This window comes from Nonomuraea aridisoli, from assembly GCF_003236395.1.
In the GTDB taxonomy this organism is placed as follows: Bacteria; Actinomycetota; Actinomycetes; order Streptosporangiales; family Streptosporangiaceae; genus Nonomuraea; species Nonomuraea aridisoli.
Window position 1 is genome coordinate 1 of record NZ_POUD01000254.1, and the last position, 13,697, is coordinate 13,697.

General features: G+C 73.1%; 12 protein-coding genes. 8 read left to right on the plus strand and 4 right to left on the minus strand.

The annotated features are described in order from the left end of the window. Positions 1-152: 152 nt before the first annotated feature. The gene (locus C1J01_RS38255) at positions 153-890 is read left to right on the plus strand and encodes a DUF4328 domain-containing protein (protein ID WP_111183846.1); all 738 of its coding nucleotides are present in this window, start codon (positions 153-155) and stop codon (positions 888-890) included. Between the two features lie 108 nt (positions 891-998). Here the strand turns inward: C1J01_RS38255 and C1J01_RS38260 are convergent, their stop codons facing one another. The 3 genes from C1J01_RS38260 to C1J01_RS38270 form a co-directional block, all read right to left on the minus strand. After that, complete coding sequence (locus C1J01_RS38260) at positions 999-4,655, minus strand: DNA polymerase III subunit alpha (RefSeq protein ID WP_111183847.1); 3,657 nt, start codon at positions 4,653-4,655, stop codon at positions 999-1,001. Beyond that, positions 4,655-4,921 carry a DUF6504 family protein gene (locus C1J01_RS38265; RefSeq protein WP_165969877.1) on the minus strand — a complete coding sequence of 89 codons (267 nt, stop codon included), beginning with the start codon at positions 4,919-4,921 and terminating at the stop codon, positions 4,655-4,657. Before C1J01_RS38265 ends, C1J01_RS38260 begins: the two co-directional genes overlap by 1 nt. 78 nt (positions 4,922-4,999) lie before the next feature. Next, positions 5,000-5,761 carry a GntR family transcriptional regulator gene (locus C1J01_RS38270; RefSeq protein ID WP_235854936.1) on the minus strand — a complete coding sequence of 254 codons (762 nt, stop codon included), beginning with the start codon at positions 5,759-5,761 and terminating at the stop codon, positions 5,000-5,002. 96 nt (positions 5,762-5,857) lie between these two features. On the opposite strand from C1J01_RS38270, the gene C1J01_RS38275 reads away from it, so the two are divergent. From C1J01_RS38275 to C1J01_RS38300, 6 genes are read left to right on the plus strand one after another with little or no spacing between them, the layout of a single operon-like run. Then, positions 5,858-7,009, plus strand: coding sequence for an ABC transporter substrate-binding protein (locus C1J01_RS38275; RefSeq protein WP_111183849.1), 1,152 nt, complete (start codon positions 5,858-5,860; stop codon positions 7,007-7,009). After that, positions 7,006-7,830 carry an ABC transporter permease gene (locus C1J01_RS38280; RefSeq protein WP_111183850.1) on the plus strand — a complete coding sequence of 275 codons (825 nt, stop codon included), beginning with the start codon at positions 7,006-7,008 and terminating at the stop codon, positions 7,828-7,830. Before C1J01_RS38275 ends, C1J01_RS38280 begins: the two co-directional genes overlap by 4 nt. After that, on the plus strand, positions 7,818-8,684 hold the full coding sequence (locus tag C1J01_RS38285; protein ID WP_111183851.1) for an ABC transporter permease: 867 nt from the start codon (positions 7,818-7,820) through the stop codon (positions 8,682-8,684). Before C1J01_RS38280 ends, C1J01_RS38285 begins: the two co-directional genes overlap by 13 nt. Next, a complete protein-coding gene (locus C1J01_RS38290; RefSeq protein ID WP_111183852.1) occupies positions 8,681-9,754 on the plus strand; it encodes an ABC transporter ATP-binding protein in 1,074 nt (357 codons plus the stop codon). The genes C1J01_RS38285 and C1J01_RS38290 overlap by 4 nt, the downstream gene beginning before the upstream one ends. Further along, a complete protein-coding gene (locus C1J01_RS38295) occupies positions 9,744-10,388 on the plus strand; it encodes an HAD family hydrolase (protein ID WP_111183853.1) in 645 nt (214 codons plus the stop codon). The genes C1J01_RS38290 and C1J01_RS38295 overlap by 11 nt, the downstream gene beginning before the upstream one ends. A gap of 47 nt (positions 10,389-10,435) precedes the next feature. Continuing rightward, on the plus strand, positions 10,436-12,058 hold the full coding sequence (locus C1J01_RS38300) for a serine/threonine-protein kinase (RefSeq protein WP_235854937.1): 1,623 nt from the start codon (positions 10,436-10,438) through the stop codon (positions 12,056-12,058). 22 nt (positions 12,059-12,080) lie between these two features. Here the strand turns inward: C1J01_RS38300 and C1J01_RS38305 are convergent, their stop codons facing one another. Continuing rightward, positions 12,081-12,668 carry a TetR/AcrR family transcriptional regulator gene (locus C1J01_RS38305; protein WP_111183855.1) on the minus strand — a complete coding sequence of 196 codons (588 nt, stop codon included), beginning with the start codon at positions 12,666-12,668 and terminating at the stop codon, positions 12,081-12,083. Between the two features lie 131 nt (positions 12,669-12,799). On the opposite strand from C1J01_RS38305, the gene C1J01_RS38310 reads away from it, so the two are divergent. Further along, a partial coding sequence (locus C1J01_RS38310) for an ATP-binding cassette domain-containing protein (protein ID WP_235854938.1) occupies positions 12,800-13,697 on the plus strand: 898 nt, incomplete at its 3' end.

Here is a 13,697-nt window from a genome sequence, read left to right on the forward strand (position 1 = left end):
GCGGTGCTGTCGGTCGTCGGGACTTGGTGGGGGTACGGCCGAGCCGGGTGGTCCGGAATCGCGTGGAATCGCTGGGTGAGCATCGGAATCCGGTGTGGTGAGCTGATTAACGGCGGGGCTGCCGGGATACAAGTGAATGAGAACCTCAGCGCATGGCCCGGGGGGAGATCAAGGTGCGCTACACCCAGGCAGTGCCGGCGAGAGCAGCCTCGGCCGTATACGTGACACTCGCCGCTCAGGTGCTTTCCCTCGGCGCCCTCGTGATCTTCGAGCAGTCCCGCGGCCGTGAGCTCGCCGCCCGGCTCGCCGCGTTCGGCGGACGCCCCCAGGGGGCCGACGCCGAGGCGGTGGTCGGTGCGGTGACCGCGTTCGCGGTGCTGATGATGCTGGTGGCCGGCGCCTCGATCGCCGCCGGGGTGGCGTACGTGACGTGGCTGGTGCGGGCGCGGCAGGCCAACGACCGCTCGGCCGCGACGGGCCCGGTCGCCGTGGCGTGGCTGGTGCCCGGCGTCAACTTGTTCGCTCCCGCGGTGCTGGTCGACGCGGTGTGGCGGGGCACCCGGCCCCCGGCGGGAGGCCGCGGGCGGTGGCTGGCGCTGCTGCTGGGGTGGTGGCTGAGCTGGCTCGCCACGCTGGCGCTGATCACGATCCGGTTGCCGCTGGGCACGTCGGAGGGCGATCTGACCGGGGTGGGGGCGCCGGAGCTGGCCTGCGCGGCGCTGGCGGCGCTGCTGTGCGCGGGCACCGTACGCGAGCTGACCCGCCTGCAGCGGGCCGCCCGCTCGGGCCGCCCGGCCGAGCCCGCCGGAGCCCGCACCTTCGCCCCGCATCCGCACCCACACCAGAGCTCCACCCCGATCGGCCAGCCGGGCGCCCTCCAGGAGGGCTAGAGACCCACCAGCGCAGCCCCGGAACGGCCACACGTGAGGGAGCGCCAGGTCCCCCGGAACCGCCGCACGCAAGGAGCGCCAGGTGGTCCTGGGCGGGGGCCGGACGTGTCAGGCGGCTGTGGGGCCGGAGCTGCCTGGGCTGGCGTGCCACAGGCGGCCGGGCGGGGTGGTGACAGCGGGGCCGAGGTCGGCGTAGGGCGACAGGCGGAAGCCGTTGGCGTATTCGATCGCGCGTCCGCCGACCGCCTCCGACTCCTCCGGCGTCCGGGCGACGAGCGCGCGGACCTCCTCGATGCCCCGCGAGCGCCGCAGCGCGGCGAGGTCGGCCAGGTTCCAGCAGTCGACGGCCCGCAACGACACCGCGCGCGTGCCCGTGCGCCGGACCACCCCCTTGGCCAGCAGCAGCCACGAGCCGAACACGGTCGAGGCGCACCGGCCCTGCACCGACTCGAAGAACGTCAGGTCGATCGGCCCGGTCGAGTCGTCGAGCGTGGTGAAGATGACCCGCTGGCCCGAGCGCACGGCGGGCGTCTGGGTCGCCACCTTGACCCCCGCGACCAGGATCTCCTGCCCGTTGCGCCGGCGGAGAAGATCTTTGGAACGTACCACGCCGAGCTCGTCGAGCAGCTCGTCGTAGAAGCTGATGACGTGCCGGCTGACGTCGATGCCGAGGATCTCCAGCTCGGCCTCGACCATCTCCGTCTCGGTCATCTCGGGCAGCTCCCCCGGCGGCAGGTGCTCGCTGAAGCCGAGCGGAAGCTGCACGGCCGCGGTGCCGGGCGGCGGGCCCGCCGCGCGGGGGCCGTGATGCCGGGACCTGCGCGGGCCCGTCCGCACGCCCGCCGCCGAGGCCCGGTCGAGCTCGCCCACCCGGGCGACCAGGTCGCGGCGGGTCAGCTCGCCCGGCCGCCAGCGCGGCCCGCCCGGGTGCAGGTCGTGCAGCGCGTCGAGGCCGCCGACCTGGACGATGCGCTCGAGCGTCGGCCGCGAGGGCCGGGCGCGGTCCCAGAAGTCGGCCATCGAGGTGTACGGCTGACCGGCGACCATACGATCGACCTCCGCCTCGCTCACGCCCTTGATCGCCGAGAACGGCACCCGCAGCGCGTACCCCTTGCCGATCTCGCTGATCCTGAAGTCGTCGGCCCGGCGGCGCGGGTCGGCGGCGGGGCCCAGCTCGGAGGGGCGCACGCGGACGCGGACACGCGGGCCGAGGCGTTCGACCTGCCAGTGCCGGCCCGACTTGTTGATGTCGAGGGGCAGGATCTTCACCCCGCACTGCCGGGCCTCGTCGATGATGACGCGCGGCGGGTACATGCCGGGCTCGTGGGTGAGCACCCCGGCGAAGAACGCCGCCGCGTGGTGCCGTTTCAGCCACGCCGACTGGTAGGTGGGCAGCGCGAACGCCGCCGCGTGGGCCTTGCAGAACCCGAACGCCCCGAACGCGTCCAGCACCTTCCAGGCCCGCTCGACGGCCGCGTCGTCGAACCCGTTGGCCCGCGCCAGCGGGACGAACGTCCGGCGCACCCGGTCGCGCCCCTCCGGCGTGTCGAGCGTGCGCCGCAACTTCTCGGCGAACGACAGGTCGCGCCCGGTCATCACCGAGATGATCTTCAGCACCTGCTCGTGGAAGACCACGACGCCGTGGGTCTCCTTCAGCGCCTCGCGCAGCCGCTCGTGCGGGTAGTACGGCTTGCGCCAGCCGTGCCGGGCCTCCAGGTAGGGGGTGACCATGTCGGAGTTGACCGGTCCGGGCCGGAACAGCGAGATGTCCACGATCAGGTCGTGGATCTTGCGCGGCTCCAGCTTGGCCACCAGCTCGCGCTGGCCCGGCGACTCGATCTGGAAGCAGCCGAGGGTGCGGGAGGCGCAGATCATGTCGTAGGTGTCCTGGTCGTCGTGGGGGACGTACTGGACCTCGGGCCGGGCGTCGGAGCCGTCGCCGCTCTGGCGGTCGAGCTCGACCACGACGCCGTCCACGCGCTCGATCTCGCTCAGCGCGTACGCCATCGCCGACTGCATCCGCACGCCGAGCACGTCGAGCTTGAGCAGCCCGGCCTCCTCCACGTCGTCCTTGTCGAACTGCGACATCGGGAACTCCAGCAGGCTGCGCTCGACCGGCGTGCGGTCGCGCAGCCCGGCGTTGCCGACCAGCACGCCGCACGGGTGCAGCGCGATGTGCCGGGGCAGCCCGTCGAGCCGTTCCGCCAGCCGGAACACCCGGTCGAGCCCGGCCTCGCCGAGCCGGCTCTCGCGCAGCTCGGGCAGGTCGTGCAGGGACGCGGTGATCTGCCTGGCCCGGATGTGGGGGAACGCCTTGGCGATCGCGTCGATCTCGTGGGGCGGCAGGCCCATCGCCCCGGCGACGTCGCGGATGGCGCTGCGCGCCCGGTAGGTCTCCATCATGGACACGCAGGCCACCTGGCTCTCGCCGTAGCGGTCGAAGATGGCCCGGTAGCAGTCGAGGCGGCGGGCCGACTCGACGTCGACGTCGATGTCGGGCAGCCCGACGCGGCCCTCCGACAGGAAGCGCTCCATGAGCAGGCCGTGGTCGAGCGGGTTGACCTCGCCGATGCCGATCAGGTAGTTGACCAGGCTGCCGGCGCCCGAGCCGCGGACGGCGCAGCGGATGCCCATGCCGCGGATCATGTCGGTGATGCCGGCCACGGCGATGAAATAGCCCGACAGGCGCTTGCGCTCGATGATCGCCATCTCGTCGGCCAGCCGCCGCCGGGCCTCGGCCGAGCGGCCGAGGCCGCGCCTGGCCAGGCCGTCCTCGACCCGGCCGCGCAACATCGGCACCGGGTCGCCGCCGACCTCCGGCAGGTGCAGGGCGGGCGGGCTGTTGCGCAGCGCGAGCAGGTCGAGCGGGTTCATCGCGCACGCCTCGGCCAGCCGCCGGGTGGTGGCCAGCAGCCGCGCCACCCGCTCCCCGTCGCCGGCGCACACCTTGGCGGCCACCTGCGCCATCTCCTTGCCGCCCTTGAGGTAGGCGTGGGAGGTGGTGCGGTCGAGGTGGCGCGGGTGCAGCGGCACGAGCTGGCGGGCCGCGTCGAGCACGTCGCCCACCTGGTGGTCGGCTGGGTCGAGGTAGCGCACCGCGTTGGTCAGCACGGCCGGCACGCCCATCGACTCGGCCAGGCCCAGCATGCGTACGGCCGTGGTGGCGTCGCGGAAGCCGTACTGGTCGACCAGCTCGACGACCACGCCGGGCACCGCGGCGCGCCACAGCCCGAGCAGTGTCCTGGCGTGTTCGTCGCGCCGCTCGGCGACCGCGCGGCCCACGTCGGAGCGCGGCCCGAGCAGCACCACGAGGCCGTCGTCGGCGCCGAACCCGCGCGGGTCGGCCGCCCCGGCCCACTCGCCGACCAGCTCGCGGGTCACCTGGGGCGCGCCGCGCTCGCCCGCGTGGTGCGCGGCCGTGACCAGGCGGGCGAGGCGGGACCAGCCCCTGCCGCGGGCCAGGACCGTGACGCGGTCCTCCTGCTTGGGGGCGGTGCGCGGGCGGGGCGGGCGCATCCCCGGGACCGGCGTGAACGCCGAGGCGGGCACGGCGAGCGCCAGGTCGACGCCGAGCACCGGGGCGATGCCGGCCTCGGCGCACGCGTGGGCGTGCTTGACCGCGCCGTAGAGCCCGTCGCGGTCGGTCAGTGCCAGGATGTCCATGCCGTGCTCCAGCGCCCGGCCCACCAGCGCCTCCGGGAACGCGGTGCCGTAACGCATGGAGTACGCGGAGCTCACGTGCAGGTGCGGGAACGGGGCGGCCATCAGTCCCACGCCCTCATCAGCAGCCAGCCGTTGCCGGCGGTGTCGTAACGCAGCTCGTAGGAGCCGACCTCGCGGCCGGGGCTGGCCTCCACGCGCCAGAAGCGGCGCTCGCCGGGGTCGCCCTCGCCGGTCTTCCACCACTCGCGCGCGACGACCCAGCTGTCGAGGACACGGCGGACCAGATAGAGCCGGTCACGCCAGACGAACTGGGCCGGCTCCCCGTCTCTGGTCCACACCTCGATCGGATCGCCATAGAGTCTGCTCAAGACGCTTCTCCCCGCGGCATCGGTCCTTATGCTGAACCACCCGGGGGAAGGCGGGTGCTATATCTCGAACATATGTTCTCAGCGCTCGAAACGCAAGTCGCCCGCCTGCCGCGCGAGGGGGTTGGCGCCGATCGAGTTGCGGATGCTGAAGGCCACGCTGCCCGCCCGGTAACGGTCGTCCGAGGTCTCGACGGGGCGGCCCTCGTGGGTGGTGGTGGTCCTGCGCTGGCGCAGCAGCGGGCTGCCGCGGCGCACGCCCAGCAGCCGGGCGTCCACGGCCCCGGCGGCCACCGCGTCGATGAGGTGCTCGCCGTAGGCGAACACCAGGCCGGCGGAGGCGTACAGCGCCTCGGTGACGGACTCGCAGTCGGCGGGGAGCTTCTCGACGGCGCCGGCCACCCACTCGGCGTAGACGGTGCGCTCCAGCAGGACGGGCTCGCCCTCCAGCGAGCGCAGGCGCAGCACCTCCAGCACCTCCTCGCACCCGAGCCGGGCGGCCTCCGCGCCGCTCGCCGGGCGGCGGCGCTGCTCGATCACCTGGCCGCCGAAGCGGTAGCCGTTCGCGCGGGCCCACTGGGCGAAGCTGTGCAGCTCGGCGAAGCTCTGGCTGCGCACTCTGCCGAGGACGATCCGCCGCGCCCCCTGCCGGGAGCCGACCAGGCCCTCGGCGGCCAGCACGGCCACCGCCTGGCGTACGGTGCCGCGGGCCGCGCCGTGGCGCTCGGCGAGCTCCGACTCGCTCGGGAGCTGGGATCCGACCGGATGCACGCCGGCGAGGATCTCCTTGCGCAGCTCATCGGCGATCCGTTCGTAGCGCGCCACCATTCCGCCCCTGTCCATTCACTGAAGAGCCACATTTATACGACTTACTAGGGCTCGCTTGTTTGTACAAGTTCCCCTAGATTCTTGCCACACCCCCCGGAAAATGGAGGCGTCGTGTTCACACCTCGCGCCCGCGCGGCCGGCGTTGCCGCCGCCCTCGCCCTCGTCACCGCGGCGTGCGGTGCCGCCCCGAGCACCCAGACCAGCCAGGCCTCGCAAGGAGGGGTGAACGCGGCCACGGCCACGTCCGCCGCCGACTTCGGCGGCTTCGACAAGCTGGTCGAGGCGGCCAAGAAGGAAGGCACGCTGCACGTCATCGCCCTGCCGCCCGACTGGGCCAACTACGGCGAGATCATCGAGAAGTTCCAGTCCACGTACGGCATCAAGATCGAGAGCGAGACGCCCGACGCGTCCAGCGCCGACGAGATCAACGCCGTCAAGACCCGCAAGGGCCAGGACCGCGCCCCCGACGTGCTCGACCTCGGCCAGTCGTTCGCGCTCAGCGGCGCCGCCGAGGGCCTGTTCGCGCCCTACAAGGTGCAGGCGTGGGACAAGATCCCCGAGGGCCAGAAGGAGGCGAACGGCCTCTGGGTCAACGACTACGGCGGCTACGTCTCCATCGGCTGCGACGCCAAGAAGATCGCCACCTGCCCGACCAGCTTCGCCGACCTGCTCAAGCCCGAGTACAAGGGCAAGGTCGCGCTGAACGGCAACCCGACCAAGGCCGGCTCGGCCTTCGCCGGCGTGTTCGCCGCGGCCCTGGCCAACGGCGGCTCCTTCGACGACATCCAGCCCGGCATCGACTTCTTCAAGAAGCTGAAGGACGCCGGCAACTTCAACCCGGTCGAGACCACGCCCGCGACCATCGAGAAGGGCGAGACCCAGATCAGCATCGACTGGGACTACAACAACGCCGCCTACGCGCCCCAGATGACCGCCAAGGGCATCGACTGGCAGGTCAACATCCCGAGCGACGGCAAGTACTTCGAGATGTACGCCCAGGCCATCAACAAGGACGCCCCCCACCCGGCCGCCGCCCGCCTGTGGCAGGAGTTCCTCTACAGCCCCGAGGGCCAGAACCTCTACCTCAAGGGCTTCGCCCGCCCCGTCATGCTGCCCGCGATGACCGAGGACGGCACCGTGGACCAGGCGCTGGCCGACGCGCTCCCGCCGGTCGACGGCACGCCGCAGTTCCCGACCACCGACCAGGTCAACGCGGCCAAGGCCAAGGTCGCCGGCGGCTGGGACGCCGCGATCTCCGGATGAACCGGTCCCGTTCGAGGGGCTGGCTCGGCGCGCTGCCGCTGCTGGCGTTCTTCGCGCTCGTGTTCGGCGTGCCCGCCGTCGCGCTCGTCGCGGGGGCGTTCACCGTGCAGGGGCGGCCGAGCCTGGCCAACGTGTCGCAGAGCCTGCAGGGCGGCCACCTCACCGCGTTGATCGGCAGCGTGCGGCTGTCGGCCGTGGTGGCGCTGCTCGGCGCCGTCCTGGGCACGTTCCTCGCGTACGCCATCGTGACCTCCCGCTTCGCGCTGCTGCGGGAGGCCGTGCTGACCGCCTCGGGGGTGCTGGCCAACTTCGGCGGGGTGCCGCTGGCGTTCTTCTGGATCGCCACGCTCGGCAACTCCGGCGTGGTCAGCGGCCTGATCGGGCTGCCCACCGGCTCCCTGTACACCTTCTGGGGGCTGGTCATCGTCTACCTGTACTTCTCGGTCCCGATGATGGTGCTGGCCATGGCGCCGGCGCTCGACGGGCTGCGGCCGCAGTGGCGGGAGGCGGCGGCCAACAACGGCGCCACGGCCTGGCACTACTGGCGCTTCGTCGCGCTGCCGGTGCTCGCCCCCGCGATGCTCGGCGGCGTGGTGCTGCTGTTCGGCGGGGCCTTCTCCGCCTACGCCACCGCGAACGCCATGGTCGGCACCGTCGTCCCGCTGGTCACCCTGAAGATCGCCAGCGCGCTGACCGGCGACGTGCTGATCGGCTACGAGAACATCGCGCTCGCGCTCAGCCTCGACATGGTCGTGGTGGCCGGGATCGTGATGGCGATCTACCTGCCGCTGCAGAGGAGGACCTCCCGATGGCTGCACTGACCGGCCTGGAGCGCGTGCCGGCGCGCGCGCCGAGCCCGGCGGCCCGGCGCCGGCCGTGGCGCCTGGTGGTGTTCGCGCTGGCCGCGGTGTACTTCCTGGTGCCGCTGGGCGCGTCGTTCTGGTACACGGTCTACACGCCGACCTCGGGGGTGTCGTTCTCGGCGTACGGGGAGCTGATCACGGCCGAGGGCTTCGTGCGGTCGCTGGCGCTCTCGCTCGGCCTGGCCGCCGCCACGATCGTGCTGGTCCTGCTGCTGACGCTGCCCGCGATGCTGGCCGTACGGCTCTTCGCCCCGCGGCTGCGGCCGGTGATGGAGGTGCTGTGCACGCTGCCGCTGGTGGTGCCGCCGATCACGTTCGTCGCCGGGCTGAGCACGTCGCTGCGCGTCGGCGTCGACGTGCTGGCGCCGACGCCGTTCTGGGGCACGCTGATCGCGATGCAGGACCCGGGGTTCCCCGTGGTGCTGGTGCTGGCGTACGTGGTGCTGGTGCTGCCGTTCGTGTACCGGTCGCTGGACGCCGGGCTGCGCACGATGGACGTGCGGACGCTGGTCGAGGCGGCCCGCAACCTCGGCGCGTCGTGGCCGTACGTGCTGTTCCGGGTGATCGTGCCCAACCTGCGCTCGGCCCTGGCCAGCGCGTCGTTCCTGACGCTCGCCCTGGTGCTGGGCGAGTACACCGTGGCCAGCCTGCTCGGCTACGAGCCGTTCGCGGTGTGGATCGTGACCGTCTCGGGCTCCAAGGGGCAGCTGTCGGTCGCGGTGTCGATCCTCAGCCTGCTGCTCATCTGGCTGCTGCTGCTCGCCGTGTCGAGCGTCTTCGGTAAAGAATTCGGCAGGGAGAAGAGGAAATGACCGCATCGGTGGAGTTCCGCGGGCTGCGGCGGGCGTTCGGCAGGACCGTCGCGCTCGACGGCCTGGACCTCGTCATCGAGCCCGGGGAGTTCGTCGCGCTGCTCGGCCCGTCGGGCTGCGGCAAGACCACGGCGCTGCGCTGCGTGGCCGGCTTCGAGCGACCCGACTCGGGGGCCGTGCTGGTCGACGGCAAGGACGTCACGAACGTCCCGGCCAACAAGCGGGACGCGGGCATGGTCTTCCAGTCCTACTCCCTCTTCCCCAACCTGAACGCCCGAGACAACGTCGCCTTCGGCCTGCGGGTGCGCAAGGTGCCCGCCGACGCGCGGCGCAAGAAGGCCGACGAGCTGCTCGAACTCGTCGGCCTGCCCACCCACGCCGACCGTTACCCGCACCAGCTGTCCGGGGGTCAGCAGCAGCGCGTCGCCCTGGCCCGCGCGCTCGCCCTGGAGCCGAGCGTGCTGCTGCTGGACGAGCCGCTGTCGGCGCTGGACGCGAAGGTGCGGGTGTCGCTGCGCGAGGAGATCCGCCGCCTCCAGCTCGACCTCGGCATCACCACCATCTTCGTCACCCACGACCAGGAGGAGGCCCTGTCGGTGGCCGACCGGGTGGCGGTGCTGCGCGCCGGGCGGCTGGAGCAGGTGGGCGCGCCCGCCGAGGTGTACGACCGCCCCGCGACGCCGTTCGTGGCCGAGTTCGTCGGCACCATGAACCACCTGGCCGGGCAGCTCTCCGGCGACCACGTCACGGTGCTCGGCCAGCTGCTGCCGGTGGACGGGCCCGTGCCCGCCGACCCGTCCGTGGACGTGCTCGTCCGGCCGGAGGCCGTGCAGGTCGTGCCCGACCCCGAGGGCAGGGCCGAGGTGGTGGCGGCGTCGTTCCGCGGCGCGTCCGTACGGCTGCGGCTCGCGGTGGACGGCGGCGAGGTGCTCGCCGACGTGCCCGGCCACGAGGCCGCCCGGCTCGGCGCAGGCACACGCGTCGGCGTGCGGCTGGTCGAGCGGCCGGTCCTGGTGGCGGCCCGTACGGTGACCGCGCCCGCTCCCGTCGTGGCCGCCGATGCCGTCTGAGCCCGACGCCGTCCTGTTCGACATGGACGGCACGCTCGTGGACACCGAGGGCCTGTGGTGGCAGGCGGTCGACGCCGTCGCCGCCTCCCTCGGGCGTCCGCTCTCGCCCGCCGACACGCCGCACGTCCACGGCCGGACGATCGAGGACGTCGCGGCGTACCTGCTGCCCGAGGACCTGCCCGAGGACCTGCCCGAGGGCCTGCCCGACGGGGCCGCCGCGCTGACCGCGCGGCTCACCGACGCCTTCGCCGGGCGGCTGCGGCGGGAGCTGCCCGTGGTGCGGGGCGCGCCGGAGCTGCTCGCCGGGCTCGCCGCCGCGTCGATCCCGACGGCCCTGGTCAGCGCCTCGCCGCGGAGCATCGTGGAGCTGGTGCTGCCGCGGCTGGGGCACACGTTCGACGTGGTCATGGCGAACGAGGACACCGCGCGCGGCAAGCCGCACCCGGACCCGTACCTGGAGGCGGCCCGGCGGCTCGGCGCCGCGCCCGGGCGGTGCGTGGCCGTGGAGGACAGCCCGGCCGGGGTCGCGGCGGCGACCGCCGCGGGCTGCCGGGTGGTCGTCGTCTCACCGCGCGAGGGCCTGCCGTCGCTGGATCGGGTCTGCTCGGAACGGCGCGCCGACGAACGTACATAGTGCGCATTTCCGCATCGGCACTCCCCGTGTCGGTAAGCTAACGCGGCGTGAGCAGTGAAACCTCCCACATCGGGCGCTACAAACTGCTTAGCGTGCTGGGACGAGGCGGGATGGGCACGGTCCACCTCGCCGAGGACCCCTCCGGGCAACACGTCGCCGTCAAGGTGATCAATCCGGAGCTCAGCCAGCACGAGCAGTTCCGCATGCGCTTTCGCAGGGAGGCGGACGCGGCACAGCGGGTACGCCGGTTCTGCACCGCCGCGGTGATCGAGGCGGCGCTCGACGGCGACCAGCTCTACGTGGTGACCGAGTACGTGCCGGGGCCCAACCTGGAGGACGCCGTCCAGCAGTCGGGGCCGCTGGGCGGCTCCAGCCTGGACGCGCTGGCCGTGAGCGTGGCCACCGCCCTCACCGCCATCCACGCGGCCGGGGTCGTGCACCGGGACCTGAAGCCGTCCAACGTGCTGCTGTCGCCGGTCGGGCCACGCGTGATCGACTTCGGCATCGCGCGGGCGCTCGACACGATCGGCGGCCTCACGAGCACCGGCGAGCTGGTCGGCACCCCCCGCTACATGGCCCCCGAGGTGCTGCGAGGCGACCCGGTCTCCCCCGCCTGCGACGTGTTCTCGTGGGGGTGCCTGGTGGCGTTCGCGGCCAGCGGGCGGGCGCCGTTCGGCGGCGAGGCGCTGCCCGCGGTCGTCTACCAGGTGCTCAACACCGAGCCCGACCTGTCGGCCGTCGAGCCCGGGCTGCGCGAGCTGGTCGGCGCCGCGCTGCAGAAGGACCCGGCCCTGCGGCCCACCTCGCAACAGCTGCTCGACCACCTCGTCGGGCGATCGGCGGCCCCCGAGCTGGCCGCGCACACCGCGCAGGTGAGCTGGCAGGAGGGCGGCACCGCGCCGTACTCCGCCCGGCCGGCCTCTCGCCGGCGACGCCTGTACGCGGCCCTGGCTTCCGGCGCCGCGCTCGTGGTGGCCGCGAGCGCGGGCGCCTGGGCGCTGCTGTCCCCCGACGGGCCGCCCCGCCTGAGCGTCCTGTACGCCGAGGACTTCACGCAGACCTCCGGGGGCTGGGCCGGCATCTACGACCCCGAGGAGCCGGCCGGCTACGGCTACCGCACCGACGGCACGTACGGGCTCGACGTGGGAGAGGACGACGAGGAGCGCTGGGCGCAGGCCCCGGCGCCGTTCCTCGTCGCCACGCCGCCCGTGTCGCCCCGCCCGCCCGGCGCGTCCGGTGGCTCCATGCCGACGCTGCCCGAGACCGTCGTCATCAGCGTCACCACCGAGGTCAGGAAGGCCAGCGGCATCGGCGAGTACGGCCTCTACTGCCACAGCACCAAGGAGGGGTCGTACTACGAGTTCGGCCTCGACACGACGGGCAAGGCCCGGATCCGGCGGGTCTTCGCCGGGTCGGGCGCGACGCTGGCGGAGCCCGTCCACGTGGCCGCGCTGCCCGGCCGGGTGCGGCTGACGGTGGCGTGCGAGCGGGTGGGCACGTCCATGCGGCTGACGATGTGGGTGAACGGCGAGCGGGTGCAGCAGGTGGAGGACCCGAACGGGATCGGGAACGGCTACCTCGGGATCTTCGCCCGTACGACGAAGGACGGCGCCTCCCTGCTGAAGACCACGTTCGACGACTTCGAGCTCCGCGGCACCCTGGAACCATGACCTCCCGCGAGGTCGCCGTTGCTCAGAGGACGCCGGCGCGGGCGGCGGCGAGGGCCGCGTCGGCGGCGCGGTCGGCGTCGTCCTCGCTGACCGGCTCGTGGGCGACGAAGAGCCGGTAGTAGACGGGCGCCACCGCCACCCTGATCACCTCGTTCGGGTCGACGACGTCGGGCAGCTCGCCGCGCTCGATCGCGCGGCGCACCACCTCGGCCGACTGCTCGTGCCGGGCCGCGAAGAAGTCGTGCAGCGCCCGGGCGGCGGCCGGGTCCTGCATGGCCGCGGCCACGAACGCCGACGACACCGGCCCCAGCTCGGGGTCGTCGAAGCCGGTCCGGACGAGCTGGACGATCCCCCGCAGATCGCTCTCGACCGAGCCGGTGTCGGGGATCGGCCACGGCTCGTCGCGGGCCAGCTCGAGAGCGTCGGAGATCAGCCCCTCGACGCTGCCCCACCGCCGGTAGACGGTCGTCTTGTGCACCCCTGACCGCTCGGCCACGTTGTCGACCGTCAGGCCCGTGTAGCCGCGCTCGACCAGCTCGGCGAGCGTGGCCTGGCGTACGGCGTCGCGGACGCGCGCGCTGCGTCCTCCAGGGCGTTTACGAAACTCCAAAAACTACTCCAGTTGCATTTGTGAGTGAGCGTGTGGCAAGCTAAAGCTACAACGGTTGCGATTGGAGTTCCATCCTGACCATCCTTCGAGGAGTTTCCAAGACCTACGGCGACCACGCCGTCCTCACCGACGTGTCACTGACCATCGGTCCGGGCGAGCGCGTCGGCATCGTCGGCGAGAACGGCTCGGGCAAGTCCACCCTGCTGCGGCTGCTGGCCGGGGTCGAGCGGCCCGACGACGGCGAGGTGCGGGTGGCCGGCGACCTCGGCTACCTCGGGCAGACGCTCGACCTGCCGCTGGACCACACGGTCCAGCAGGCCGTCGACGCGGCGCTGGCCGGCCTGCGCGCCATGGAACGCAGGATGCGCGAGCTGGAGTCGGCGCTGACCGAGGACGTCATGGACGAATACGGCGAGCTGCTGACGGCGTACGAGCTGAAGGGCGGCTACGAGGCCGACGCCCGGGTCGACAAGGCCTTCCACGGCCTGGGGCTCGCCCACGTGGCGCGCGAGCGGCGGCTGTCGAGCCTGTCGGGCGGCGAGCTGGCCCGGCTCGGGCTGGCCTGCGTGCTGGCCGCCGGTCCGCGCGTGCTGCTGCTCGACGAGCCGACCAACCACCTCGACGAGTCCGCGCTGACCTGGCTCGAAGACCGCCTGCGCGAGCACCGGGGCGCGGTGGCCGTGGTCTCGCACGACCGCGTCTTCCTCGACCGGGTCGCCACGGCCGTCGTCGAGGTCGAGCACGGCTCGCTCACCCGCTTCGGCGGCGGCTACACCGGCTTCCTCGCGGCCAAGGCGGCGGCCAGGGCCCGGTGGGAGCAGGCGTACGCGCAGTGGTGCGAGGAGGTGCGGCGGCTGCGCGAGCACGCGTCCACCACCGCACACCGGGTGGCCGCCGGGCGCGTGATGCGCGACAACAACAAGCTGGCCTACGACCGCAACGCGGGGCGGGTGCAGAGCTCGGTCGCGAGCCGCGTCCGCAACGCCCACGAACGCCTGCGCCGCCTGGAGGCCGCCCCGGTCCCCCGCC